Annotated in this window: 29 protein-coding genes; 27 read left to right on the forward strand and 2 right to left on the reverse strand. The window is 40.6% G+C overall.

The genetic code is table 11. From position 1 onward, the window contains the following. The first annotated feature begins 10 nt into the window (after positions 1 to 10). The 11 genes from J2S05_RS03570 (at position 11) to J2S05_RS03620 (ending at position 9337) form a co-directional block, all read left to right on the forward strand. A complete protein-coding gene (locus J2S05_RS03570) occupies positions 11 to 1102 on the forward strand; it encodes a prephenate dehydrogenase (protein ID WP_306979964.1) in 1092 nt (363 codons plus the stop codon). Positions 1103 to 1394: 292 nt separating this feature from the next. Beyond that, positions 1395 to 2351 carry a hypothetical protein gene (locus tag J2S05_RS03575; RefSeq protein ID WP_306979965.1) on the forward strand — a complete coding sequence of 319 codons (957 nt, stop codon included), beginning with the start codon at positions 1395 to 1397 and terminating at the stop codon, positions 2349 to 2351. A 23-nt stretch (positions 2352 to 2374) separates the two neighbouring features. Further along, a complete protein-coding gene (locus J2S05_RS03580; protein WP_306979968.1) occupies positions 2375 to 3625 on the forward strand; it encodes a tetratricopeptide repeat protein in 1251 nt (416 codons plus the stop codon). Positions 3626 to 3747: 122 nt separating this feature from the next. Next, positions 3748 to 4305: a ReoY family proteolytic degradation factor gene (locus tag J2S05_RS03585; RefSeq protein WP_306979970.1), complete on the forward strand. Its 558-nt coding sequence runs from the start codon at positions 3748 to 3750 to the stop codon at positions 4303 to 4305. Between the two features lie 48 nt (positions 4306 to 4353). Further along, complete coding sequence (locus tag J2S05_RS03590; RefSeq protein ID WP_306979971.1) at positions 4354 to 4809, forward strand: DUF2487 family protein; 456 nt, start codon at positions 4354 to 4356, stop codon at positions 4807 to 4809. A 149-nt stretch (positions 4810 to 4958) separates the two neighbouring features. Then, entirely contained in the window at positions 4959 to 5450 is a 492-nt protein-coding gene (locus tag J2S05_RS03595; protein WP_306979974.1) for a QcrA and Rieske domain-containing protein, read from the forward strand. Positions 5451 to 5465: 15 nt separating this feature from the next. Continuing rightward, on the forward strand, positions 5466 to 6137 hold the full coding sequence (gene qcrB, locus J2S05_RS03600) for a menaquinol-cytochrome c reductase cytochrome b subunit (protein WP_306979975.1): 672 nt from the start codon (positions 5466 to 5468) through the stop codon (positions 6135 to 6137). 41 nt (positions 6138 to 6178) lie between these two features. Continuing rightward, a complete protein-coding gene (locus J2S05_RS03605; protein ID WP_306979976.1) occupies positions 6179 to 6961 on the forward strand; it encodes a menaquinol-cytochrome c reductase cytochrome b/c subunit in 783 nt (260 codons plus the stop codon). A gap of 128 nt (positions 6962 to 7089) precedes the next feature. After that, entirely contained in the window at positions 7090 to 7686 is a 597-nt protein-coding gene (locus J2S05_RS03610; protein WP_306979978.1) for a DUF1405 domain-containing protein, read from the forward strand. A 76-nt stretch (positions 7687 to 7762) separates the two neighbouring features. Beyond that, positions 7763 to 8545: a sporulation protein YpjB gene (locus J2S05_RS03615; protein ID WP_306979979.1), complete on the forward strand. Its 783-nt coding sequence runs from the start codon at positions 7763 to 7765 to the stop codon at positions 8543 to 8545. 111 nt (positions 8546 to 8656) lie between these two features. Then, a complete protein-coding gene (locus tag J2S05_RS03620) occupies positions 8657 to 9337 on the forward strand; it encodes a zinc metallopeptidase (protein WP_306979981.1) in 681 nt (226 codons plus the stop codon). 204 nt (positions 9338 to 9541) lie between these two features. Here the strand turns inward: J2S05_RS03620 and J2S05_RS03625 are convergent, their stop codons facing one another. Next, positions 9542 to 10408 carry a YitT family protein gene (locus tag J2S05_RS03625; protein WP_306979983.1) on the reverse strand — a complete coding sequence of 289 codons (867 nt, stop codon included), beginning with the start codon at positions 10406 to 10408 and terminating at the stop codon, positions 9542 to 9544. A gap of 137 nt (positions 10409 to 10545) precedes the next feature. On the opposite strand from J2S05_RS03625, the gene J2S05_RS03630 reads away from it, so the two are divergent. The 14 genes from J2S05_RS03630 (at position 10546) to J2S05_RS03695 (ending at position 24036) form a co-directional block, all read left to right on the forward strand. Then, positions 10546 to 10746 (forward strand): hypothetical protein, encoded by a 201-nt coding sequence (locus J2S05_RS03630; RefSeq protein ID WP_306979985.1) that lies wholly within the window; start codon positions 10546 to 10548, stop codon positions 10744 to 10746. A 132-nt stretch (positions 10747 to 10878) separates the two neighbouring features. Next, positions 10879 to 11055 carry a sporulation histidine kinase inhibitor Sda gene (gene sda / locus J2S05_RS03635; RefSeq protein WP_306979987.1) on the forward strand — a complete coding sequence of 59 codons (177 nt, stop codon included), beginning with the start codon at positions 10879 to 10881 and terminating at the stop codon, positions 11053 to 11055. 213 nt (positions 11056 to 11268) lie between these two features. Further along, positions 11269 to 12069, forward strand: a complete 801-nt coding sequence (gene dapB, locus J2S05_RS03640) for a 4-hydroxy-tetrahydrodipicolinate reductase (protein WP_306979989.1) — start codon at positions 11269 to 11271, stop codon at positions 12067 to 12069. 12 nt (positions 12070 to 12081) lie between these two features. Further along, entirely contained in the window at positions 12082 to 12504 is a 423-nt protein-coding gene (mgsA, locus tag J2S05_RS03645; protein ID WP_306979990.1) for a methylglyoxal synthase, read from the forward strand. Further along, positions 12491 to 13204, forward strand: a complete 714-nt coding sequence (bshB1, locus tag J2S05_RS03650) for a bacillithiol biosynthesis deacetylase BshB1 (RefSeq protein ID WP_306979993.1) — start codon at positions 12491 to 12493, stop codon at positions 13202 to 13204. Before mgsA ends, bshB1 begins: the two co-directional genes overlap by 14 nt. Before the next feature lies 1 nt (position 13205). Further along, complete coding sequence (gene bshA / locus J2S05_RS03655) at positions 13206 to 14336, forward strand: N-acetyl-alpha-D-glucosaminyl L-malate synthase BshA (RefSeq protein WP_306979994.1); 1131 nt, start codon at positions 13206 to 13208, stop codon at positions 14334 to 14336. A 9-nt stretch (positions 14337 to 14345) separates the two neighbouring features. Continuing rightward, a complete protein-coding gene (locus J2S05_RS03660; protein WP_306979996.1) occupies positions 14346 to 15494 on the forward strand; it encodes a CCA tRNA nucleotidyltransferase in 1149 nt (382 codons plus the stop codon). Continuing rightward, positions 15484 to 16452, forward strand: a complete 969-nt coding sequence (locus J2S05_RS03665; protein WP_306979998.1) for a biotin--[acetyl-CoA-carboxylase] ligase — start codon at positions 15484 to 15486, stop codon at positions 16450 to 16452. The genes J2S05_RS03660 and J2S05_RS03665 overlap by 11 nt, the downstream gene beginning before the upstream one ends. 246 nt (positions 16453 to 16698) lie before the next feature. Continuing rightward, positions 16699 to 17547, forward strand: coding sequence for a 3-methyl-2-oxobutanoate hydroxymethyltransferase (gene panB / locus J2S05_RS03670; RefSeq protein ID WP_306980000.1), 849 nt, complete (start codon positions 16699 to 16701; stop codon positions 17545 to 17547). Next, positions 17534 to 18394, forward strand: coding sequence for a pantoate--beta-alanine ligase (gene panC / locus J2S05_RS03675; protein ID WP_306980002.1), 861 nt, complete (start codon positions 17534 to 17536; stop codon positions 18392 to 18394). Before panB ends, panC begins: the two co-directional genes overlap by 14 nt. Positions 18395 to 18408: 14 nt before the next feature. After that, the gene (panD, locus tag J2S05_RS03680) at positions 18409 to 18792 is read left to right on the forward strand and encodes an aspartate 1-decarboxylase (protein ID WP_306980004.1); all 384 of its coding nucleotides are present in this window, start codon (positions 18409 to 18411) and stop codon (positions 18790 to 18792) included. Positions 18793 to 18853: 61 nt separating this feature from the next. Beyond that, positions 18854 to 19831 (forward strand): tetratricopeptide repeat protein, encoded by a 978-nt coding sequence (locus J2S05_RS03685; protein WP_306980005.1) that lies wholly within the window; start codon positions 18854 to 18856, stop codon positions 19829 to 19831. Between the two features lie 49 nt (positions 19832 to 19880). Then, positions 19881 to 22694, forward strand: a complete 2814-nt coding sequence (gene dinG, locus J2S05_RS03690) for an ATP-dependent DNA helicase DinG (protein ID WP_306980007.1) — start codon at positions 19881 to 19883, stop codon at positions 22692 to 22694. A gap of 25 nt (positions 22695 to 22719) precedes the next feature. After that, positions 22720 to 24036 (forward strand): amidohydrolase, encoded by a 1317-nt coding sequence (locus J2S05_RS03695; protein WP_306980009.1) that lies wholly within the window; start codon positions 22720 to 22722, stop codon positions 24034 to 24036. A gap of 70 nt (positions 24037 to 24106) precedes the next feature. Here the strand turns inward: J2S05_RS03695 and J2S05_RS03700 are convergent, their stop codons facing one another. Then, positions 24107 to 24292 (reverse strand): hypothetical protein, encoded by a 186-nt coding sequence (locus tag J2S05_RS03700; protein ID WP_306980011.1) that lies wholly within the window; start codon positions 24290 to 24292, stop codon positions 24107 to 24109. A 114-nt stretch (positions 24293 to 24406) separates the two neighbouring features. Here J2S05_RS03700 and J2S05_RS03705 point away from each other — a divergent pair, with 114 nt between their 5' ends. Beyond that, entirely contained in the window at positions 24407 to 24577 is a 171-nt protein-coding gene (locus J2S05_RS03705; RefSeq protein WP_306980015.1) for a YpmA family protein, read from the forward strand. Positions 24578 to 24588: 11 nt separating this feature from the next. Then, entirely contained in the window at positions 24589 to 25074 is a 486-nt protein-coding gene (locus J2S05_RS03710; RefSeq protein ID WP_306980016.1) for a cell wall elongation regulator TseB-like domain-containing protein, read from the forward strand. The last annotated feature ends 30 nt before the right edge of the window (positions 25075 to 25104 follow it).

A 25104-nucleotide genomic window follows, 5' to 3' on the forward strand; every position in this document is an offset into this window, starting at 1 on the left:
AGTGAACGTGATGAAACGAGAAGTATTAATTATTGGCCTTGGTCTAATTGGAGGCTCAATCGCACTAGGTATCCGTAAAGAGCACGATGTGCGGATGGTAGGATTCGATATTAATGATGAGCAGATGAGAATGGCTGTTTCTTTAGGTATTGTTGATGAAAAAGCGACATCATTACGAGAAGCAGTACAAAGCGCAGATCTAATCGTTCTTTCGGTTCCAGTCGCTGCCTCTGAACGTCTACTTGATGAAATGAAGGCTTTTACGTTTAAGCCTGGTGCGATCATGACAGACGTAGGTAGTACAAAACAACAAATATGTGAAAAAGCAACAGAACTAAGCGACAAAGTAGTATTTGTTGGTGGTCATCCTATGGCAGGCTCACATAAAAGTGGTGTGAGTGCTGCCAAGGTTCATTTATTTGAGAACGCATTTTATGTGTTTACCCCTTCATCAGAGCTAGCGCCTGAGGTGATGTCCACCTTAAAGGATTGGCTAAAGGGGACGAGAGCAACGTTTCTTGAAATGACAGCAAGTGAGCATGACGAGATTACGGGAGCCATTAGTCATTTTCCGCATATCATTGCAGCGAGTTTAGTCCATCATGTAGAGTCAGAAGAAAATCGCGATACAAATGTGACAAGGCTTGCGGCTGGAGGATTCCGTGATATTACACGAATTGCCTCTTCTAGCCCCGAGATGTGGCGCGATATATTGCTTCATAACCAGCCAAGTCTTTTGCGTCTCCTGGATGAATGGGATCGTGAAATGCAGCATGTTCGGACACTCCTGGAAACAAAAGATCGTGATGGTATTTTTGATTATTTCCAACGGGCTAAGGATTTCCGTGAAAAGTTACCGGAGCGGAAAAAAGGAGCAATTCCTGCATTTTATGATTTATTTGTAGATGTTCCGGATCATCCGGGGGCAATTTCTGATGTAACAGGAATATTGGCTGATGCAAAAATCAGTTTAACAAACATTAGAATACTCGAAACACGCGAAGATATTATGGGTGTCCTTCGGTTGAGCTTTCGGTCAGAAGAAGATCGTGAACAAGCCAAGGAACAGCTCGGTTATCATACATTCGAAAGTTATATTTGATAAACGGTTCAAAAGATTAATGAAGAGTACTCTTCATTAGTCTTTTTTTTACAAAAAAAAACCTGCAATCGAAGAGCGTAAACGCTTTCAAATGCAGGGACAGCTAATCTGCTGAATTCAATAGTATGGATAGGAGTGGAGAGAAACCATACGCTTAATATTTATTATATAGAAAACGCTTTCATTGTCAATGGATATAGAAAAAAATCATATATTTTTTTGTTCTCTTCTCTTTTAAAAACGCATAGCTTGTCTTAATAAGATGTATACCTCTTAAAGGGAGGCTTTGCTCATGTATTTGCTTACGGATGCATTACGAATTAAGAATCAACAGGTATGCCGACAGTCCATTTTAATTTCAGAAGGTAAAGTGACCTATATCAGAGATCGCATGCCGTATTGGAGAAAGTGGAGAGTCAACGTAAGTAATCTCGTTCTCGCACCGGGCAAGATTGGAACAGATCATCGCATTCTTCAAGAAACGAATCTTAGAAAGCGACAATTGATTGAAGAGGAGTGGCTTAAGCAAGGGGTCACTACATTATCTGTATTTATTGAGGTCAAAAGCGAACGCAGTCTCCCAGTTGTTTATGAAGCAGCTTGTTCCATGATGAAACAGAGTTCACTCGATTATATCCTGGGTATCACGATCCCTATAAGACTTTTGAACCCTTCTCTACTACGCACATGCAAGAGGTTACATATCCCGCTTATTCAAGTTGTTATAGAAACAGATGAGCAGCTGGATCGATTACCTTGGAGCAGATTTGCGGATGCATGTGTTACGTATCCTGTTGTTTTAATTCCAACTCTCCCTACAAATACTAACTACAAAGACGGGTTAGTATTAACGTGGAAAAACAGATGTAGCTCGTTTGGCCTTTCGACGGCTTCGCTACCACGCATTTGGACGAAAGAACTTTTGCAAAAGAGTGGTATCTATCCACTGAAAGGTGAATTATTAGTCGGGAGTGATGCAGATTATCTTTTATACCATCAGCATACGCATCACTATATGAGTAGACAAGCCCGAATGGTTGCGGCAAACGCTGATCTTGATTATGATAGGGATGAACCAGCTGTTGTGATTCAAAGAGGACACATACTAAAAGTGAATGATGAATGTATGCTTAATGAACGTGGAGAACAAATCCTTGTGAAGAAACCAAAACGATTATGTTCTCTCGATTATGCATCTAGTTGTCCAGATCAGCGGCTAGGATTATTGAATACTTTTATTGGAGTTTGACGAACGGAGGATACAGATAGCGAATGACACTTGTTGAAGAAGCAATCCATGCGATCGAAGCAGGAGAAACGGAAAAGGGATTAAAGAAGCTTGAGCAAGCGAGTCACACGGATAATCATGAAGAGAAATTTACGATTGCCGAATTATACTATGAACTTGGGCACTTGAAACGTGCACAATCATTAATGGACGAGCTGTTGTTACTTTACCCTGATGAAGGCAGTTTATCTGTTTTTGCTGCCGAAATGATGATTGATGATGAAAAAGAAGATGAGGCGATTGAGCTTCTTTTAGACATAAAACCATCAGATGAGGCTTTTTTGCAAGCACAGATTCTTTTGGCAGACTTATATCAGATGCAAGCCCTTGATGAAGTGGCGGAGCAAAAGCTCATTGCGGCTAGCGAGCATGCTCCTGACGAAGTCATTATTACTTATGGTTTGGGTGAATTTTATTTGGACCGCGGCGACTATTCAAAAAGCATTCCTTATTTGAAGAAAGCCGTTGCCCAAAGAGATGAGCTTAAAGGAGTGCCTGTTGATTTAAAGCTTGCCGAGGCATTTAGTGCGACCGGTGAATTTGAAGAGGCATTGCAATATTACCAACGAGGCATTGATGATTCCATGACACCTGATGCATTGTTTGGATTTGGATTTACTGCGTATCAAGCGGGCGATACCACATTGGCGATTGAACAGCTGGAGGCTTTAAAGTCGTTAGATTCTGATTTCACTAGCCTTTACCCTTATTTAGCGAAAGCTTATGAAACAGAAAATCGACTTCGTGAAGCGATTGATGTGTTAAAGGGCGGCATGACTGCAGATGAATTTAATGATCAACTTCATTTACTTGCAGGAAAGATTTATTTTAAGCAACAGGATGCGGAGCAAGGTGAACATCACTTACGCCAAGCATTAGCTCTGAACCCCTCAAATATGGAAGCTTTACAAACATTGGCAGCTTACTTAAGACATGATGAGCAATACGAAGAATTACTTGAGCTATCTGCCCATGCACGGTCATACGGTGAAGAGGATGCCATGCTCGATTGGTATGAGGCATTTGCCTTCAGATCAACGGATGAGTATGAAAAAGCATATCCTTTGTATCAGGAGGCTTTAGCAGCATTTTCAGAAGACCCAGATTTTCTAGAAGAATATGCTCATTTTCTGATGGAGTATGGTCTAAGAGATGAGGCGGCTAGTTATTTCAGAAAGCTTATTGAACTGAAACCTGATCGAATGGATATCATTGAGCTACTAGAGGAATTCTAATAATTCAAGTGAAAAAAAAAGGAATTCATTTGTTTTTAGAGAATGTATGTATGAATAGGTGATTTAGCTACTGCTATAAGTGATAAAAGGACCTAATGAATCATTAAAGGAGGATGTGTGGAATGGGTAATACAATTCCAGTTGTTGATAAGAAGGATTTTCTGAAAAGCTTCTTAAAACAGTATGAGCTTAAGCGGCGTGAATGTGCCTGGCTTTTAAACTACCTCATGAGTGATGATAATTTAATGGAAAAGGTTCACTTTATTGAACAGGCTGAACAAACACCAAAAGCTCTTGTCATTTCTGCTCAAGGAATGAGTAGTATTCCTTTTTCATTTCGAAAGCATCAACATGTCACAACAGATGCTGAGAAAGCATTCCATGATATTCGCTTAAATCAAACCGAAGAAATTTTTATTGAGCTTCATTTTAAAGGAGCTCAGTCGTATTCCCTTTATCTAGCTGTGCTTGAAGACAACCCGTACCTGCCTGAGAACCAAAAGAGGGCTGAGGTCTTAGAAAATGAAGCAGACCGACTGCTTTCTCATTCAATGTATACGTTTAACCGTAGCCAGTTGTTGAGTCGAATTGACTGGGCATTAGATACAAGGAATCAACCTTTATTTAATCAATACTCGGAAGAATTGCGTTTATTAGATAAACGACAGCATAGAACGTAGAAGGCTCATACACGAGCCTTCTATTTTTACGTGAAGGAGAGAAAAAACATGAAATGGAATACACGAGACATTACGAAATACCAAAAAGAAAAAAAGTATGTAGATACGGTCCTAATCCCTCTCTTACCCATGACTCTGCAATCTGGTCTTAGCCGTGCAGTGACAGCGAGTGAGTATACTCAAGCCATTTCCGATGAGCTTGAACGTGTGTATCAAGGCAGACTCATTATAAGCTTGCCATTTACATATCAATCTAGCAAACCAATTGAACAAAACAAAATTCTACTTAATGAGTGGGTGGAGGAATGGCGAAAAGATGGAATCAAACACGTCATTTTACTAACCAGTGATAGTGTATGGAGAGAATGGGATAGTGAGTCAACGGCAGTGATGATATGGCTTCCGGCTGTTCAACTACATACGATGAATCAATCTGATCGAAAACAAATGTGTTCAGAAATTGTTCAAGATCTTTCCCCAATATTCGCAAAAGAATGGTCTTAAAGTCATGTTTTATATGAAAACGGAACCAATCCTCTCACTAAGAGATATTGCGCATTGATACGGGTTGTAGTATCATTACATTGTCCTAGTATTATTTAGTTTTATTGTCCAATGATTGGGCTTACAATCTGTTGGTAGGAGGGAGAACCGTGAGCGAGAAAGAGCATAAAGTGTCTAGACGACAATTTTTGACGTATACGCTTACAGGTGTGGGTGGATTCATGGCAGCAGGAGCTTTGATGCCAATGGTACGATTTGCCCTTGATCCGGCTTTAAAGGCAAGTGCGCAATCAGATATGCATTACGTGTGTGATCTGGATGACTTGACTGATGAACCGCAACGATTTGTTTTTTCGTATGATCAAGTAGACGCCTGGTATGAGTCAGAAGTGCAACACGAAGCGTACATATTTAGACAAGGTGATGAAGTTATCGCCTTATCCTCTTCCTGTACACATTTAGGCTGTACCGTAGCCTATCAGGAAGATCAAGGAGAGTTTTCTTGTCCTTGTCATGGCGGCAGATTTGAGAAAGACGGTAATAATTTACCAAACCTGCCTCCACAGAGACCTTTAGATCGATTTGACGTATTAGTTGAGGATGGACGAGTTTCGGTAGGACAAGTGAATCAGCAAACTTAGTGGGAGGCGTAGTAGATGCTTCAAAAAATTTATGATTACGTTGATGAACGTCTTGATATTACGCCAATGTGGCGAGATATCGCTGACCATGAAGTGCCTGAGCATGTCAATCCTGCTCATCATTTCTCAGCATTTGTTTATTGTTTCGGTGGATTGACATTCTTTGTAACAGTTATTCAGATCTTATCTGGTATGTTTTTAACCATGTATTATGTTCCCGATATTATTAATGCGCATGCTTCTGTTTATTATTTGCAAAATGAAGTAGCGTTTGGTGTCATCGTTCGAGGAATGCACCATTGGGGAGCCAGTCTTGTTATTGTTATGATGTTTTTACATACCTTACGTGTGTTTTTCACCGGTTCGTATAAGAAACCGCGTGAGTTAAACTGGGTAGTAGGTGTACTAATCTTTTTTGTTATGCTGGGACTAGGTTTCACAGGCTATTTACTTCCATGGGATAACAAAGCATATTTTGCAACCGTTGTTGGATTGCAAATTGCTGAAAGTGTTCCGATTATTGGAGATTTTACCAAGACCTTACTTGCAGGTGGAGAAATAATTGGCGCTGCAACATTAACTCGTTTTTTTGCCATTCATGTATTCTTTCTACCGGCAGCACTTCTTGGCTTGCTAGGAGCTCACTTCTTTATGATTCGTAAACAAGGGATCTCCGGACCGTTATAAGAAATTAAAACATGTGATTCATGGCAAAAGGAGGGGACAAGATGCATCGAGGAAAAGGAATGAAATTTGTTGGGGATTCCCGAGTGAAAGAAAATGGGAGAAAGCCAAATATTCCAAAGGATTACTCGGAGTATCCGGGTAAAACGGAGGCATTCTGGCCCAACTTTTTACTTCGTGAGTGGATGGTAGGTGCGGTATTTTTAATGGGTTATTTGTGCTTAACAGTAGCACATCCTGCTCCATTAGAAGGACTAGCTGACCCTACAAACTCTGCTTACATACCACTACCTGACTGGTATTTCTTATTTCTATACCAGTTATTGAAGTACACGTATGCTTCTGGTGATTACAATGTTCTTGGGACCGTTATTATTCCAGGTGTTGCATTTGGAGCTTTACTATTAGCTCCGTTTCTTGATACCGGAAAAGAACGTCGTCCGTTAAGAAGACCTATCGCTTCATCCATGATGCTACTAGGTACGATTGCTACTATTTTCCTTACGTGGGAAGCGGTTGACCAGCATGACTGGGTGGCGGCAGCTCAACAAGGACAATTAATGGAAGAAGTCGATGTAGATATTAATATGGAAGCTCAAGGCTATGAGATTTATAGTAGCCAAGATAGTTGTATCATGTGTCATGGTGAGACCTTGTCAGGCTCCGAAATGGGACCTAATCTTCTTGAGACTGAAAAAACAGTAGAAGAAGTGATTGAGGTCATTCACAATGGCCAAGGTGCTATGCCAGCTGATCAATTTGAAGGCTCTGAAGAAGAGCTTGAAATTTTAGCTGATTATATCGCAAACCATGGTCAAGTCGAATAAGCACGAAATAAAAGATGTCTAAACAGTCCATATTCAGGTAAACTGTCAAAAGGTTCGTCCTTTTGCAGTCTATCTGTCCTGTGGAGTATGTTAGACATTTTTTTGTGGTAAAGAAAGAAGGTATAAACATGTTCATTCCTTGGCTCTCTTATTTTCGTAAGCCTTATGTTCTGGTATTGCTTCTACTTATTAACGTTCCAGGGACGATCTATGGGTACATTTGGTACTGGAATCAACTAAAAGCAACGCCTTGGTACTTTGTACCTTTTGTTCCGGATAGTCCGACAGCTAGTTTGTTTTTTGTGTTTGTGCTCATTGCCTTTTTGATGAAAAAAAATTGGCCTCTTATGGAAGCACTAGCGGGTGTGACATTAATAAAGTACGGAATCTGGGCAGTTGTGATGAATAGCTCTGCCGTTTTTGCAGGAGCACAATTGACCTCAGATATTATAATGTTGAATCTTTCCCATGCAGGTATGGCTCTGCAGGCACTTATCTACGCCCCATATTTCCGAATAAAACCTTGGCATCTTGTGGTTGCGCTTCTTTGGACAGTACATAATGACATCATTGATTACGTGTTTCATATGTTTCCTTGGCTGTCTCCGGGGTTAATGCCTTTCCTGCCTCAGATCGGGTACTTTACCTTTATGCTTGGATTATTTTCTGTTGGATTGATGTATTGGTTGTGTTTAAAGCGTAATCGCTTGGTTCTGACGATATAATGTCCTCATTATCCTTTCTTCCAGGTCTACTCTTGTCCTGATTTTCATAGGATGCAAGTAATGGAGGAGGGATCGTATGCGATTTCTAATGGTGGTTATAGTAAGTGTGCTCTGTTTATTTTGGCCACATGAGGTAATTGGGCAAAAGGATCATAGCGGGTCGGATGTGAATCAGACGGCTGATCTAGTGCTGCAATTAACGAAACAGGGTGATTTTGCTGAAGCCAATCAATTACTTGAATCAATTACGTATACATGGGAAGAACAATCTACTAACATGCAACCTTTTTTTACAACTGAGGCAGAGCAGTCTGTTCTACTTACGTTACATCAGGCCAAGCTAGCTCTTCAGTCATCAGACATGGAAGAGTCTGAGCGGATTGATCGTGTTACGTCGTTTCGTCTCACTTTAGATGCTGTAACAAATGACAGTCAACCCCTATGGTTGTTTAGTGAAACTTCTTTGCTAAAGGCCGCAGATGAGCTAGGAGAAGCGGCACTTTTGGAAACACCTGAAGGTTTTTATTATCAATTAAATGAAATTAACAGGCAATATCAAGTCATTCGCCCTGCTGTTACAATCCAAGCAACAAGCGACCTCTACTTACTTGATCAACAATTGGATGTATTTCTTTCATCCAAAGAACAAGTAGATAGCAATGTGCGAGCTGCTTATGCAGTACAATTAAAGGAAGATATTGAAACAATGTATGAGGATTATAATAAAGACGAGGCAGATCCTTCATTGTTTTGGATTATGTTCACAATAGGTGGCATGATTCTTTTCTCACTATCCTACGTCGGTTGGAGAAAATATCGAGCGAGTCAGGTGAAAGAACGAGAAAAGGAAAATTCATGACAATTATGTGAACAAAATCTTGATATGACGGTAGCTTAAAGCGTATACTTTGACTTTTCCTGACGTTTTAAGTACACTCATAAAAAGATTAAAAGTTGAGGTGAGCTGTTCATGTCATTAATATTTCTTATTTATTTTGCTTTGTTACTGATTATCCCTATCGTAGCGAGCAGTCGAGTAAAAAAAGCGTATAACAAATATTCTAAAATCCGTAACTCATCAGATATGACTGGAGCAGAAGTAGCCAGAAAAATCCTTGATGATAATGGATTATATGATGTGGGAGTAGAAGAAGTAAAAGGACAACTCTCGGATCATTATGACCCACGTTCTAAGACGGTTCGTTTATCTTCTGAGAACTATCATAAGCCGTCCGTTGCAGGTGCAGCCATTGCGGCCCATGAAGTGGGTCATGCCATTCAGGATGCTGAGAACTATTCATTCTTGAATTTCCGAAGTGCACTTGTCCCGTTTGCAAGCTTTGGTTCAAATGCATCATTTTTCTTTATCATTGCAGGTATACTCTTTACTTCGCAAAACCTAATTTTAGTCGGAATTGTCTTTATGGCTGTAGCCGTATTATTCCAGCTGGTCACATTGCCTGTTGAGTTCAATGCGAGTAGCCGGGCGATGGGGCAAATGGTTTCATCAGGCATTATTCGTAATAACGAAGAACGCGAAACCAAAAAAGTATTAGATGCGGCCGCTATGACTTATGTAGCAGGTGCATTAGTAGCCCTTCTTGAGCTAGCTCGTTTTGTCTTTATGTTTCTTGGTATGAACGACGATTAATACTGGGACATAATTATTCGATGATATCGCAAAAGCTAAACTTTGCTAAGTTGTCAGAAACTAAAACCAGCTCCGGACATACTCGGAAAGCGGAGTGTATGTCCGGAGCGATAGCCTCACCACAAAAACCCGAATCATTATGCGAATTTAACAGCATAATGATTCGGGTTTTTAGATAGCAAAAATTGTTCTGTCCTAGCTTTTTTATAGATGTAATGGTTTTTTGTGTTCGTCTAGTGTAAAGCCCTCACCACTCACATCGGTGACATTGCTGATTGTCACAAAGGCATGTGGATCAATTCGATGAATCAAGGATTTAAATCGAGTTAATTCGTTTCTCGCCACTACACAGTATAATACATCCTTTTCAGAGCCAGTGAATGACCCTTTTCCTTTTAATGAAGTAGCACCACGACCCATTTCACGAAGGATGGCTTCTGAGATATCGGGAATGTGCTCAGAGATAATAAATGCGGCCTTCGCAGAGTAAGCCCCTTCTTGAATAAAATCAATCACACGTGCCGCGATAAAAACAAGCACAAGCGTATACATGACTTCTCGATAATCAATGTACAGCAAAGAAACCGCAATAACACAAGCATCAAACATAAACATTGTACGCCCTATGCTCCATCCAAAATAGCGTAAACAAAGCTTGGCGATGATATCTACACCACCTGTAGTTCCTCCGTAACGAAAGACTAATCCAAGTCCAACTCCAATAAAAACACCGGCAAACAAAGCCGCAAGTGTAAGGTCATTATGCAATGGAACAGAAATAATAGGAAAACGCTGAAATAAATCAAGAAACACAGATACGGAAACAGTTCCGATGATGGTATAAATAAATGCGGTGCGACCAAGTAGCTTCCAGCCTATTAAAAATAATGGAATATTTAATAGCAGGTTCGAAATAGCTGGATTAAATTGAAAAGCAAAATACAGGATGAGCGTTATGCCAGTAAAGCCACCATCGGCTAAATTGTTCTCCATATTAAAATATACGAGGCCAAAAGACATAAGTGCTGCTCCAAAAATTACAAATATACTATTGCGAATATGCTGATACATGTCAACTTTACCTCCCTTACCATCATTACTGTATAAGACACGTAACAAAAAAGCCAGCTTCTTTTCATCCTTAGTATGATCAAACATGCAAGAAGGTTTCCGAACATAGGATGGAAGTAGAAGAGGAGTTGGTCATAATGAGGAGAAACGGTTCGTTAATTGGTATTCTGTTGGTTAATTGTTTAGCTCTTGCCTTAGTAATCATGCTTGCCATCGCTAAATGGGGTGTGGCGGATAAACAAACGGTACTCCTAGTGATGATCGGTTGTTTTGTATTGGGCATATGGAATGCCGTGGCTCTGATCGATTCAATTTTATCGATTAGAAAAAAGCAGTAACTGATGTAGTCTATTTCAATTACATGTCAATCATATGTCATTTTAAAGTAAATGATAGGAAAAGGGTTTTAGTATGTGTATAGTTGGGAAATAAATGGTTAAACGATCATATGAGAAAAGAGGTTAGTGAAAGTGGACAATTTTTTATCGGTTGATGTATTAAGAGAAGCATACAGACAAGCCCTTCTTGAAAACCATAATGAAGATTTTATCCATTTAATTAGAGACGAACTCATAAAAAAAGAAACCGACTCATCCAAAAAAACACTTTTGAAGATCAATCGTTTAATTGGACATCGTGAATATTAACTTACTTACATACATAACACATATGCTTACCCACCTGCCAGGTCTAATGAGTTTGAATTCTGGTAGGTTTTTTGTGTTGTTTGAATTTTATTTGTAGATGTGAAACACTTTCAATTGCGAAATGGTGTACCATTCGCTAACATGGTATTACAACCTTGCTATTTCTGAGGCTTATTATATTTTATGATCTTGATATAAAGAAGGGTGATACATATGAAAGAAATTACACTAATCATAGCTGGACCAAGAGGTAACATGGGTAAAGAAGCTGTAAAATTAGCAGAGCAAACACCACATTTTAAGCTTCTTGCTGTTGTAGATACAAAAAATGAAGGTAAGCGCTTGCGAGATATTTCAGACATGCCTGCCTTAGACATACCGGTTTATACAGATCTTGAGAAATGCTTTACGGAACAGAAACCAGATGTTTTGATTGATTTAACTTCACCTGAATCAGGCCGTGTCCATTTAGAATTAGCATTAGATTATGGAGTTAGACCTGTTATTGGAACGACCGGTTTTAGCCAAGAAGACATTGAGAGACTTCGTGCGAAAGCAGAAGAAAAAGAAGTAGGCGCTATTATTGCTCCTAACTTTGCAATTGGGGCAATTCTCATGATGAAATTCGCGCAAACAGCAGCTCGTTATATGCCGGATGTTGAGATTTTGGAAATGCACCACGATAAAAAACTTGACGCACCATCTGGTACAGCTCAGAAAACAGCACAACTGATCTCTGAGGTTAGAGAAGCCAAAAAACAAGGTCATCCTGAGGAAACTGAAGATCTCCCTGGTGCACGCGGAGCTGAAGTAGAGGGTATGCGTATTCATAGTATTAGATTACCTGGACTTGTAGCACATCAAGAGGTTCTTTTCGGCGGGCCTGGACAAACATTAACGATCCGACATGACTCCATTAATCGTGCGTCCTTTATGCCTGGAGTTCGTTTATCAGTTGAGACTGTTCTTTCATTAAAAACACTCGTATATGGGTTAGAACATATTATTGATTAGAGGAGAATGGATATGAGAATTGCATTAATTGCCCATGATAAGAAGAAAAAAGATATGGTAGAATTTTCGGTAGCTTATAAGGACATTCTCGCTAAACATGAGTTATATGCAACAGGAACAACCGGCACAAGAGTTTCTGAGGCAACAGGCCTACATGTGACACTATTTAAGTCAGGCCCGTTAGGCGGAGATCAGCAGATCGGGGCCCGTGTTGCAGAAAACCTTTTTGATCTTATAATTTTTCTTAGGGATCCACTGACAGCTCAGCCGCATGAACCAGATGTCACAGCTTTGGTTAGACTGTGCGACCTGCAAGCTGTTCCATTAGCAACCAACCTAGGTACGGCAGATATTTTAATAAAAGGGTTGCAGAATGGTGATTTTAAATGGCGTGAAGTCGTACATGAAGAGGAAGAGAAAGATGGAAAAGCTTGATATTCTTGCATTTGGTGCCCACCCAGATGACGTAGAGATTGGGATGGCCGGTACACTGGCTATGTATGCCTCTATGGGCAAACGGGTAGGGATCTGTAATTTAACGAAGGCGGAATTATCTTCAAATGGTACAGTTGAGATTCGCCAAGAAGAAGCAACTGAAGCAGCAAAACTGATGGGGCTCTCTGAACGAATTCAGCTTGATTTATTTGATCGAGGGCTGCAAGACCTAACGCCAAGAGATATGGCTAAAATTACATCCGTGATCAGGAGGTATAAACCAACCATTGTGTTTGCACCAGGTAGCCCGGATCGCCACCCAGATCATGGTCATGCAGGACGTCTTGTTCAAGAAGCGGTTTTTAATGCGCGAATTCACAAATACCAATGTGACGAACATCTTTCATCTCACAAAGTAAGAGATGTATTTACATATTATATTAATGGTCTTAGTCAACCTGATTTTGTGATAGACATTTCAGAGTGGAAAGAGGTAAAAAGAAACGTTTTGAGTGCTTATCGCAGTCAATTTGAATCATCGGGTACCTCAGTTAAAACCCCACTTAACGTAGATTATTTGAGCAGTGTAGAGGCACGAGACAAAGTATTTGGCACTCAAGCCGGCGTGCAAATGGCAGAGGGCTTTCAAACGACAAAACCACTTGTTGTAGCTAATTTACTGGAAGGGACTATCTTATAACATGTACTATCGAATTGGAATAAGCTGTTATCCAACGGTTGGTGGCTCTGGTGTGGTCGCAACTGAATTAGGAAAACAGCTCGCTGAAAAAGGGCATGAAGTTCATTTTATTACATCAAGTGTGCCTTTCCGTCTTGACCGCGTGTACCCAAATGTTTTTTATCATGAAGTAGAAGTTAATCAATATGCCGTATTCCAACACCCTCCTTATGACTTGACTTTAGCTAGTAAAATGGCAGAAGTGATTGATCGGGAGAAACTAGATATTTTGCATGTACACTATGCTGTGCCACATGCGATTTGTGCCATTCTTGCAAAACAAATGGCTACGCATCCTGTTAAAATCGTGACGACGTTACATGGGACGGATATTACAATTCTTGGTGTGGATCGGTCTTTAAAGTCACTAATAAAATATGGAATTGAGGCTTCTGATGCTGTCACAGCTGTATCAAATGATTTGATTCGCCAAACGGAAGAGCTCGTCCAAACCTCAAAAGAGATACATACTGTCTATAATTTTATTGATGAACGGTACTACCGGCCTGTAGAGACAGGGGACTTGAAAAATCGATATGGCATCAACGAGGATGAGGCTGTCTTTATCCACATTTCTAATTTTCGACCTGTGAAACGAATACAAGATGTGATTAAAAGCTTTGCTCTGATTAAGCAATCGCTGAGAGCTAAGTTGTTATTGATTGGTGATGGTCAGGATCTACCAGCTGCAAGAGAGTTAATTAGGAAATTAGAGCTTGAGGAAGAAGTGCTGGTGTTAGGTAGTCAAAAGCATTTAACAGAGTTACTATCGATCAGTGACATTATGCTGCTCTTAAGTGAAAAAGAGAGCTTTGGACTTGTCGCTTTAGAAGCTATGGCCTGTGGTGTACCGGTTATTGGTACGAATATTGGTGGGATTCCGGAGGTCATCATAGATGGTGTGAGTGGATACCTTTGTGAGGTTGGTGACACAGAAGCTGTGGCAAAGAAAGCCGTTGAATTGATCGAGGATCGAGAGACTCATGAGCAATTTAAGGAAGCGGCTAGGGCACATGTCATTAAACGATTTAATGCAGACAAAATCGTCTCAGAATATGAGGATGTATATAGGCAAGTGCTTGAAGAGAAATGAGGGAATCACTTGGAACGAACCGTTATAGATGAAGCGAGTCAAATAATCCAAAGATTAAATGAAGATGGATACCGCGCTTATTATGTTGGAGGAGCTGTTCGTGATGAATTACTAGATCGTCCCTCATCTGATATAGATATCACAACATCTGCAAAACCGAATGAGATTTGTCTGTTGTTTCCACGTGCTCACCAAATGAATACAGAACATCAAACGGTGTTGGTTCGTTCTGGAGGATACTCTATTGAAGTGACTACCGAGCGAGGAGATTCATTGGTTGCAGATTTAAGTCATCGTGACTTTACAATTAATGCGATGGCTAAGTCTGCAGATGGTAAATTAATTGATCCTTTAAATGGTCAAAAAGATTTGCAACAAAAGGTGATACGTTCCGTTCATCCTGATAAGCGTATTCTCGAAGATCCACTGCGTATGCTTCGAGCGATTCGTTTTGTAAGTGAACTTAACTTTCAACTAGATAAACAACTACTAAACGCAATCAAGCAGCATGCCTATTTACTTGAGCAGGTTGCCCAGGAACGAGTCATACAGGAATGGGAAAAGCTTTTAAAAGGAGCATTTGTTCAACAAGCTTTTCAATTTCTAAAACGAAGTACGTTATATCGTTTTTTCCCAGGCTATCCTTTGTCTGAAAATGAAATCACTAAGCTATTGATGATGCCTGTGATAGATCGGGAGGCATCATCAGCATTTAGATGGGTACTATTCTATGTATGGATAGGAAGAGAAACAGATGAATCGGTAGGTAGACTGCTTTTATCCAATGAATTAAAACGACAAATCAAGAACCGACTACGCATGTTTCGTCATCGCAAGGACAAAAACATAGATGATTGGATGTTATATCAGTACGGACTCGAGACCACACGTGATGTAGAACACATTAGACACTTAATGGGGCTTGAACATGAACAACATGCTGACGTAGAAAAACGTTTTGATGCTCTTCCAATAAAAAGTCGGAAAGACCTTTGTGTGACAGGGGTAGACTTAATGACCGCACGGCAAAAGTCAGCGGGGCCTTGGATTAAAGAAGAACTTGAGTCGCTCGAAAAGCAAGTCATTAACCGAGAAGTAGGGCATTCAAAGCAAGATCTGCTTATGTGGTTAGAAAGGAAGGGGCATAATGAGGAATAAGCTTGTGCAGAAATTAGTTGAACACCAAGGTACATTTATTTCAGGAGAATCGTTAAGTCAGTCTCTTGGTGTATCCAGAACAGCTGTGTGGAAGCAAATGGATGCATTAAAAAAAAGCGGATATCAGATTGATTCTGTCCCTAAAAAAGGGTATCAACTCATTGCTCGACCTAATGGAATCCAAGAGCATGATATCCACTTATATGTGCAGACAAAGAGATTAGGCCACACTGTAACGTATTACGATTCTGTCCCAACCACTCAAACCTTGGCACATGAATGGGCAGAAGGTGGCGCAAAAGAGGGTCATCTTATCGTAGCTGACGAACAGACGGGGGGACGCGGAAGGCTTGGGCGAAACTGGCACTCAACATTTGGTACAAGCATCTCAATGAGTTTGATCCTGCGCCCGAAGTTATCTCCACAACAAACGCCTCAACTGACACTTGTGGCGGCCGTTGCTGTGACTCGAGCTATAGAGAAGGTCACCCAATTAAAAGCGGACATTAAGTGGCCAAATGATATCTTAATCAAGGGTAAAAAACTCGTAGGGATTTTAACTGAGATGCAATCAGAACCCGGTCTCGCTAAAGTAGTGATACTTGGTATTGGAATAAATGCGAACCAAAGCGAAGATGAGCTAAGTCACGACGAGCGGAATCAAGCAACTTCGCTTAAGGTAGAATCAGGATTGGAAACCAATCGTGCGCAACTGATCGCAACAGTACTTGAAGAATTTGAATGGTTATATGATACGTATCTTGAAAAAGGGTTCTCTGAGATCAAATTATTATGGGAAGCTCGTTCAATAAGTATTGGGAAGAAGCTAAAGGCACAAACGATTAACGGAACGGTAACAGGTATGTCTACAGGTATAACAGCAGAGGGCGCTTTGCTTTTGGAGGATGACGAGGGGATTGTGCATACGATCTATTCTGCAGACATTGACCAAGCATAAGGGTAGTCGATTTCCCTTTTATTTGCTATACTTCAAGCAACGGATTGTATTATCTTCGTATAAACAATACCGTGTTATGTATAAGATCAACTGCTTAAACTGCCTTGATCCAAATGGACAGGGACGGAAGGAATAAATAGGCTGTCATCACTGTGTAAGGTTAGTGTGTTTGACATGCCCTCACCCTTCTTTCTCCAGGCAGAGAAGGTTTTTTTGCATGGGAACATGCAGAGAGGGGAGAAGATCGTGAAAACAACAGCAGATTTTATGAAACGAAAGCAGACAAATGAACCGATTACGATGGTTACAGCCTACGATGCTCCATCTGCAAAATTAGCTGAGTCAGCTGGATTGGATGCTATTTTGGTAGGAGACTCATTAGGAATGGTTGTACTAGGGTATACATCTACCATCCCTGTTACGGTTGATGATATGGTATTGCATACAAAAGCGGTACGACGTGGTGCACCGAACACGTTTGTTGTGGCTGATTTGCCTCATCTTAGCTACCACGGCAGTTTTGACGCGACCTTGTCAAATGTCCGTAGACTTGTGCAAGAAGCTGGAGCGGACGCTGTAAAGCTTGAAGGCGGTGCAACGGTTTGCTCAGAAATAAAAGCATTGACGGAAGCTGGAGTACCGGTAATGGGACACATAGGTCTTACTCCTCAGTCAGTAGCGGTTATGGGCGGCTATAAAGTGCAAGGCAAAGATCGAGAAAGTGCTCGTAAATTGATTGAAGAGGCTAAGGCAGTAGAGAAGGCAGGTGCATTTAGTCTTGTGATTGAATGTGTGCCAGCCGAGCTAGGCAAGCTGATATCAGAACAAGTAACGATTCCTGTTATAGGTATTGGAGCTGGAGTCGATACAGATGGTCAAGTACTTGTCTATCATGATCTAATTGGATACGGAGATGTACATGTGCCGAAATTTGTGAAAGCATACACCAATGTAAGTGAACAGATTCAACAGGCACTTGAGTCGTACCATGATGAAGTAAAGAGACGTCAATTTCCAACTGAGGCGCACAGTTTTACGGTGAAAGAAGACGTACTGCAAGGATTATATGGGGGCAAAATTGATGAAGACAACTAATGCTACACATCAAATTCAAACCATAGCACAGATTCAAGCTGTTCTCGCTAATGAGCGTAGTCTTGGCCGAAGTATTGGCTTTGTTCCCACAATGGGTGCACTACACGAAGGTCATCTATCACTGATCGAACAAGCCCGAAAGGATCATGATGTGGTGGTCGTTAGCATCTTTGTTAACCCGCTTCAATTTGGCGAAGGGGAAGATTTTGAAACGTACCCTCGCGATATTCACAAAGACCAAGAAACATGTCAGGAAGCTGGAGTCGATTATGTCTTCTATCCCTCCGTTGAAGAGATGTATCCTGACGTTGCATCAGTAGAATTAAAAGTAGTTCAAGGCGTAGATGTATTATGCGGAAAAAGCAGACCTGGTCACTTTGATGGCATGGCAACCGTTGTCTTAAAGTTGTTTCATATAATTCAACCAGATACAGCGTATTTCGGACAAAAAGATGCCCAACAGGTGGCGGTTGTGAAACAAATGGTTAAAACCCTTGCTGTTCCAGTATCTATTCATGCTTGTCCAACCGTACGAGAGAGTGACGGGTTAGCTAAAAGCTCAAGAAATGTTTACTTAACGGCTGAAGAGAGAAAGCAAGCGCCTATGCTATATCAGTCACTTCTCGACGTGAAACCACTGGCACTCTCTGGGGCACAACGAGATGAATTAATCTCGTTTGTTCGAGATCGGATATCTACTATCTCAAGTGGAGAGATTGATTACGTGGACGTACTTTCTTACCCTAAGCTGGAAGCGGAAGCATCGCTTTCTGGTACGATCATTATAGCTTTGGCTTATCAATTCAGCAGGGCACGATTAATTGATCATATTCTAATCGAAGTTTAAAGGAGACTTTATTAATGTTTGTAACTATGATGAAATCGAAAATCCATCGTGCAACGATTACGGAATCGGACTTAAATTATGTTGGGAGTATTACCATTGATGAGGACATCATGAAAGCTGTGAACATCCTTGAGAATGAAAAAGTACAGATTGTAAATAATCATAATGGAGCCAGGTTCGAAACCTATGTAATTAAAGGTGAGGCAGGTAGCGGGCAAATATGTGTCAATGGTGCAGCAGCTCGACTTGTGCAGCCGGGGGACACGATTATCATTATTGCTTATGCAATGATGGAGGCAGCAGAAGCAAAAGAATTTCATCCTCAAGTTGCCATTATGAATCAAGATAACCAGATTGATCAATTGCTTGGTACAGAACCAGCTTATACCGTATTATAAAACGCATAAAACCCCTCATCCGTTGCACACTGAGTAAAAAGAACGGGAGAGGGGTTTTTGTATGGAGAAATGGCTTGGAGAATGGGAAGCAATGTACAAAGAGGTCTGCGAGCTTATCACAAAGGGTGAACACAATGAAATGTTGACGGCTGTAGAACAATTGGAGCAGCAATCAGCGACTTTGCTTGATCTGTGGACGCTAATGGATGAAAAGTTAATTGATTTAAAGCAATACGTTGAAACGTTTGAAGCGCATGATGATTCTGTTTATCATTCAATAGGGACAGAATGCTTTGAACAAAATCAAATCAAACGAGCGACCATTTGTCTCAGTTCAGAGAAAGCCAATGGCCAATCTGAGGAATGGCGACGATTGTTTCTTGCGTATGCGTATTTAATGAGTGGAAAGAAAGATGAGACAGTGGAGCAGTTCATCTATTTGATTCAGACGGCTAAGCAAGCAAGTGTAAAACATTTCAGCTACGCGGGATTAGGATGTTATTATACAGTGAATGGGCAAGTGGACCGTGGTGCTGAATTATTTGAACAAGCAAAATCTCTAACACCGACCTCAGATGTCGTGTATAATTTAGGTGTATGTTACTATTTATCTGGGGCGTTTCATTTGTCTGCTGAACACTTTGAATTGTATGCGAAGCATGTTGATCAAGATGCAGAGGCGATTTGCTTTCATGGCTTGGTCAGAATGAAGCTTAATCAAAGTCATCAGGCAAGAACATTATGGACACAAGCTTTAAGCTTATATGAACAACCTGAGGAATTAACCAGGCTTGCCTTATTATCAGAGTGGTATGGTCACCATGAATTGGCTGTATGCTGTTACCAAAAAGCATTAACTAAAGGGGCAGACCCTACTCAGATGGAGCATGGGATGGCTTGGAATTACGCTTTAGGTGATAAGTTGCAAGAAGCTTGGCCAATTTTTAATCGCCTCATAAAAGAACAACCTAACAATCTGCACATTAAGCGGTCACTATATCATCTTGGCCGTCTCTTTGAAGAAAAACAAAGAACGTGAAGAAAATAGAAAATAAGCAGCAATTGTAGATGGTAAATAGAGGTGAAAAATGAGTAAGAAATACGTTGTACTAGATCTTGAAACGACGGGTCATTCTGTTGCAAAAGGGGACCGAATGATACAAATTGGTGCTGTCAAATTACAGGATGGAAAAATCGTCGATCGATTTGTTACATTCATTAATCCAGAGCAGCCCATCAGTTCATTCATTCAAGAATTGACCGGTATTTCTGATGAGGATGTTAAAGATGCTCCTCTGTTTCGTGATGTCGCTTCAGAACTACTTGATTTTATGAATGACTGTGCGTTTGTGGCACACAATGTACAGTTTGATTGGGGGTTTCTCTCTAATCAATTAAAGATGGAAGGCTATGTTGTTCCAAAGACCGCTATATACGATACGGTAGAGCTCTCTCGAATTCTCATGCCTAAAGAAGAAAGCTACAAATTAGGTATGCTTGCTGAACAAATGGGCTTTACGCATGATCGTCCCCATCAAGCAGACAGCGATGCAGAAGCAACAGCAATGATTTTTCTGCACGTCTTAAAAAAACTAAAAGAGTTGCCTCTTTTAACGCTGCAGCAGTTATTGCCGCTAAGTAAACGATACAAAAGCCATATACAAATAGATATTCAAGATTTAATTACAGATAAATTAAAAACAGGGGACACCGGTGAGAAAGACTACGATTGTTTTCGTGGGTTAGCCTTAAAACATAAGCCGCAAGAACCCGAGGAAGAAAAAATCGATCAGTCAGCTGTTGATGAGGCGCGAGAATCATTTTTACAAACAGGAGAAGCTTTGGCGACAGCGATTCACCAATATGAACATCGTAAAGGCCAGCAACAAATGATTCACTCGGTTTACCAAGCCTTTTCTCAAAATGAGCATGCAATGATTGAAGCGGGTACTGGCACTGGGAAAAGTTTAGCCTATCTCATACCTTCTGCATTTTATGCGTATGAAAGTAAAAAACCAGTTGTAATTAGTACTCAAACCATTCCATTACAAGATCAACTTCTTTCTCGTGATGTGCCATTACTACGTAAAATTTTGCCTTTTCCAATTCGATTTACGTTGTTAAAAGGGAGAAGTCATTATTTGGACCTTCGAAAATTTGAATTGAGTTTAGAGTCAAACCTCGACCAATCTTATGATGTGATTTTAAGCAAATCCCAAATTTTAATATGGTTAACTGAAACTGAATTTGGTGACATCGAAGAATTGAATTTACCTTCTGGAGGAAGAAGCCTATGGTATGAAATCCAAAGTGATGCTGCCTCAGATTTAGGTAGATACAGTCCATGGTTTTCTCGTTGTTTTTATCATCGTGCAAGAAAAAGAGCGCAAGAAGCACATGTGATTATTACCAATCATGCATTGCTATTAACGGACCTAGTACATAATCAGCCTTTATTACCATCATATAGTCATGTGGTTATGGATGAAGCCCATCACTTGGAAGATACTGCGAGTGAACGTTTAGGCTTAAAGTCAGATTATCTATCGTTTGCTTTTCTCCTACAAAGACTAGGTGATACGAGTGATGAAGGGATTCTCTATAAGATGGCTTCGCTCGCAAAAAAAGCGGGTCACGAGTCAACTAAGTGGGCAGAGTGTGCTGAAGAACTTGCTGAGGCGAAGGATGAGCTGGATGAATTATTCAGGATGATTCACGCCTATGCTCTTCAAGCAAAAAAACGAGCCTCGTCAGATACTGGTCGTGCGCGATATGCCTATAAGGCTTTTGAAGAAACGGGTGAACTTTGGTCAGCTATCATTGAATGTGCTATGCGTGTTCATGCGTCTCTATCCGGTGTATGCCTGCAATTGGCGTCTCTTATCGCTCCGATGGATGACGGTCAAGTAGACCTTGTCTATCGTGAACGTGCCGTTTGGGCAGATGGAAGTCGAATGATTGCTTCTTTGCTTGAAGAAGATGATCATTTATATGAACTATTACTTGAATATGATGAAAATCAAGTGTATTGGATTGAAGCAGAACCTAAAGGGGCAAAAAATGCGACATTTCTTTATAGTAAACCAATTGATGTGTCTGAACGATTAGCGGATGATTTTTTTGGTCGTAAGAAAAGTGTTATTTTGACGTCTGCTACTTTAACGGTTAACGGCTCTTTTGATTATCAAAAAAACAAACTTGGTCTACAAGATTTTGGTGTGTTAACGTCTTTGATTGAATCTCCATTTTCATATCTTGAACAAGCCAAAGTTTTAATCCCATCTGATCTTCCTGCGATAAAGGATGTGAGTGATCAGGAGTTTGCTGTTGAAGTTGCGATTAAGATCTGGCGCATAGCAGAAGTAAGCAAAGGGAAACTAATGGTTTTGTTCACTTCATATGAAATGCTTCGCCAAGTGTACCAATACGTAAAAGATTTTAATGAACATGAAATGTTTCAGTTAGTTGGACAGGGTATAACGAGTGGAAGCCGAGCAAAGCTTATGAAAATGTTTAAGCAGTCGGAATATGGCATGTTATTTGGGACGAGTAGCTTTTGGGAAGGCATTGATTTACCTGGAGATGAATTGAAGCATTTAATCATTGTGCGATTACCTTTTTCACCACCTGATGAGCCATTGTTAAAGGCTCAACTCGATCAAGCAAAGGAACTGGGCAAAAACCCATTTATGGAAGTATCACTTCCGCAAGCCATTATCCGATTTAAACAAGGGTTCGGCCGACTTATTCGAACTCAACAGGATACAGGCTGTGTCTTTGTCTTTGATCGGCGGATCTCTACAACAAGATATGGTTCGTTGTTTATCAAATCTTTGCCAAATGTACCTGTACATGAAGGGAAATTGGAGGATTTACTTGAAGAACATCTTTCGTTTCTTTAGGTGAAATTGAAAGGAGAGAACATCAATGAATACTTTACTAACGAATGTGCGGATAGCGACTTTAGATGATACATTCACTATTATTGATCATGGGTATGTAGTTATCACTGATAAAATCTTTACGCACGTTGAATCTGGAGACCCACCGGAACATGTAAAGAAACAAGCAGATCGTATTCGAAATATGCAAGGTAAATGGCTACTACCTGGTCTTTATAACACACATGGTCACGCGGCGATGACGTTAATGCGCGGCTATGAGGATGATCTGCCATTAGATCGGTGGTTAAAGGAGAAGATTTGGCCATTTGAAGGAAAGCTTGATCGTGAGGCTGTTACGGCAGGTCGGGCATTAGCAATGAGTGAAATGATTAAATCAGGCACCATTGGATTTTTAGAGATGTATCACCTATTTATGGACGACTTTGCAGAGCAAATCAAAGACACAGGCATGAGGGCTGTGTTAACCCGGTCTGTAATCGGTCTATGTTCCCGAGAGGAGCAGGACGCAAAATTAGACGAATCCGCTGCATTTGCCGCTAGCTGGAATGGAGAAGCGGACAATCGGATTCATACCATGCTTGCGCCACACGCACCTAATACATGCCCAATTGACTACATTAAACGAATTGTTGAACGAGCGGTTGATCTTCAGTTGCCCGTACATATGCACCTTGCAGAAACAAAAAAAGAAGTGGATGATCACTATAAAATGCATGGGATGCATCCACTTGATCAGCTAGATCAATATGGTCTTTTAAATCAGGTTCAATGGTTGTTTGCACATGGTGTTCATCTAGAACAAAAACACATTGAGTTGTTAGCAGAAACAAAGGCCTTAATTAGTCATAATCCTATTAGTAACTTAAAGCTTGGTTCTGGAATGGCCCCTTTATCTCAAATGCTTCAATCAAATGTCTCTGTATCGATTGGCTGTGATGGCGTCTCTGCTAATAACACCTTGGATATGTGGGAAGAGCTACGTATGGCTGTCCTGCTTCAAAAAGGGCTTCTCCAGCAGGCTGACGCAATAAACGTTAAACAAGCGTTGCGCATGGTCACAAAAGAAGGCGCCACTGCATTACAAACGGGTCAACCAGGAATGATCACAGTCGGTGCAGAAGCTGATTGTATTCTTCTTGATCAAACGGCAGCTCATTTGCAACCAGAGCAACAACTTCACTCCCATCTTGTTTATGCCGCTAGAGGATCAGATGTAACAGATGTGTATGTACAAGGACGGAGTTTGTTGGAGAATAAACAGTTAATAACCTTAGATGAAGAGAAGATTCGGTTTGAGGCAAACGAGCAGTTTGCTAAAGTTGCTCATTCAATAATATAAAAGGATGCACAAAGTGTTTTGCGCACCCTTTTACTGAGGTATGGGTGAAGGTTTTTAGATTGGCTCAGCCTTAACTTGTTTCATCAGCTGTTGAACGCGAATTTGACTTAAAATAAGAATACGGAAATTCAGTTTGTTTAATCGATACCGGCCATAGCGTATCCGTTGTGTCGCCTTGCCGGCTTAAAAGAGAAATACATTGCTTATGCTGCTGATACCAATCGGCTGTTTGCAGGCCGCCTTTGCCTTTTTTCATGTTGCGCGCCCCCCTTCACTGGCGTAAGCTTAGTATGAGTCATTGGTTCTAAGATATAACAGGCAATACCTGCAATGTATAGATCATCATAAAAGGGACTAGGAGGAAATGTTTATGGGTTCAAAAAAAGAAGTTCTATCGACTGTGAAAATTCAAAAAGCGCCAGATGTGTATAAAGTAGTTGATTCCTTAAATCGTACGTTAAAGGATCGAGATTTACTTTTTGGGTTAGCATTAGATGAAGACGATGATCAAAAAATGGTCTTTACCATTTACAAAACCTAACGGAGGAAGCTATGAAGAAATGGGTAATAATTGGTCTTATTTTGTTCGCTTTGATTGTAACGAGTGCTTCTGTGTATGCCTATACGACTGTTCGCTCGCCTATTACAGATGGGTATGATCAGGCTGAGCAAACGCTTCTTGACTCAGGTGATCTGGAAACAGTAGAGGACATTTCATATTTCCACGGAAGAGATTCCTACTATGTGTTAAGAGGTCTCGATGCGGATGGTGATCAGGCGATTGCTTGGATAAAACAAGACTTTGAAGAATCAGCAATTCTTAGAAAAGAAGCTGAAGGAATATCAGCTGAAGAAGCTGAAGCAATCGCTGTAGAAGCGGTAAACCCTAATCGAATTCAATCGGTTAAGGTTGGTATAGAAGGAAATACTCCTTTATACGAAATTAAATTTATTTCAGAATCAGATCAACAAGGGTATTATTATGTAGCTTTTTCGGATGGAACATTTCTGAAGCGATATAATTTAAGAATGGACTAATACTTGATTGTCGAACATGGGTCTCTTATA

The organism is Alkalicoccobacillus murimartini (assembly GCF_030813245.1).
In the GTDB taxonomy this organism is placed as follows: domain Bacteria; phylum Bacillota; class Bacilli; order Bacillales; family Bacillaceae_D; genus Alkalicoccobacillus; species Alkalicoccobacillus murimartini.

Excerpts from the sequence above, each read along its gene's own strand:
- J2S05_RS03570 (WP_306979964.1), top strand. The coding sequence starts at position 11 with ATGAAACGAGAAGTATTAATTATTGGCCTTGGTCTAATTGGAGGCTCA.
- J2S05_RS03575 (WP_306979965.1), top strand. The coding sequence starts at position 1,395 with ATGTATTTGCTTACGGATGCATTACGAATTAAGAATCAACAGGTATGC.
- J2S05_RS03580 (WP_306979968.1), top strand. The coding sequence starts at position 2,375 with ATGACACTTGTTGAAGAAGCAATCCATGCGATCGAAGCAGGAGAAACG.
- J2S05_RS03585 (WP_306979970.1), top strand. The coding sequence starts at position 3,748 with ATGGGTAATACAATTCCAGTTGTTGATAAGAAGGATTTTCTGAAAAGC.
- J2S05_RS03590 (WP_306979971.1), top strand. The coding sequence starts at position 4,354 with ATGAAATGGAATACACGAGACATTACGAAATACCAAAAAGAAAAAAAG.
- qcrB (WP_306979975.1), top strand. The coding sequence starts at position 5,466 with ATGCTTCAAAAAATTTATGATTACGTTGATGAACGTCTTGATATTACG.
- J2S05_RS03605 (WP_306979976.1), top strand. The coding sequence starts at position 6,179 with ATGCATCGAGGAAAAGGAATGAAATTTGTTGGGGATTCCCGAGTGAAA.
- J2S05_RS03610 (WP_306979978.1), top strand. The coding sequence starts at position 7,090 with ATGTTCATTCCTTGGCTCTCTTATTTTCGTAAGCCTTATGTTCTGGTA.
- J2S05_RS03615 (WP_306979979.1), top strand. The coding sequence starts at position 7,763 with ATGCGATTTCTAATGGTGGTTATAGTAAGTGTGCTCTGTTTATTTTGG.
- J2S05_RS03620 (WP_306979981.1), top strand. The coding sequence starts at position 8,657 with ATGTCATTAATATTTCTTATTTATTTTGCTTTGTTACTGATTATCCCT.
- J2S05_RS03625 (WP_306979983.1), bottom strand. The coding sequence starts at position 10,408 with ATGTATCAGCATATTCGCAATAGTATATTTGTAATTTTTGGAGCAGCA.
- J2S05_RS03630 (WP_306979985.1), top strand. The coding sequence starts at position 10,546 with ATGAGGAGAAACGGTTCGTTAATTGGTATTCTGTTGGTTAATTGTTTA.
- dapB (WP_306979989.1), top strand. The coding sequence starts at position 11,269 with ATGAAAGAAATTACACTAATCATAGCTGGACCAAGAGGTAACATGGGT.
- mgsA (WP_306979990.1), top strand. The coding sequence starts at position 12,082 with ATGAGAATTGCATTAATTGCCCATGATAAGAAGAAAAAAGATATGGTA.
- bshB1 (WP_306979993.1), top strand. The coding sequence starts at position 12,491 with ATGGAAAAGCTTGATATTCTTGCATTTGGTGCCCACCCAGATGACGTA.
- bshA (WP_306979994.1), top strand. The coding sequence starts at position 13,206 with ATGTACTATCGAATTGGAATAAGCTGTTATCCAACGGTTGGTGGCTCT.
- J2S05_RS03665 (WP_306979998.1), top strand. The coding sequence starts at position 15,484 with ATGAGGAATAAGCTTGTGCAGAAATTAGTTGAACACCAAGGTACATTT.
- panC (WP_306980002.1), top strand. The coding sequence starts at position 17,534 with ATGAAGACAACTAATGCTACACATCAAATTCAAACCATAGCACAGATT.
- panD (WP_306980004.1), top strand. The coding sequence starts at position 18,409 with ATGTTTGTAACTATGATGAAATCGAAAATCCATCGTGCAACGATTACG.
- J2S05_RS03685 (WP_306980005.1), top strand. The coding sequence starts at position 18,854 with ATGGAGAAATGGCTTGGAGAATGGGAAGCAATGTACAAAGAGGTCTGC.
- dinG (WP_306980007.1), top strand. The coding sequence starts at position 19,881 with ATGAGTAAGAAATACGTTGTACTAGATCTTGAAACGACGGGTCATTCT.
- J2S05_RS03695 (WP_306980009.1), top strand. The coding sequence starts at position 22,720 with ATGAATACTTTACTAACGAATGTGCGGATAGCGACTTTAGATGATACA.
- J2S05_RS03700 (WP_306980011.1), bottom strand. The coding sequence starts at position 24,292 with ATGAAAAAAGGCAAAGGCGGCCTGCAAACAGCCGATTGGTATCAGCAG.
- J2S05_RS03705 (WP_306980015.1), top strand. The coding sequence starts at position 24,407 with ATGGGTTCAAAAAAAGAAGTTCTATCGACTGTGAAAATTCAAAAAGCG.
- J2S05_RS03710 (WP_306980016.1), top strand. The coding sequence starts at position 24,589 with ATGAAGAAATGGGTAATAATTGGTCTTATTTTGTTCGCTTTGATTGTA.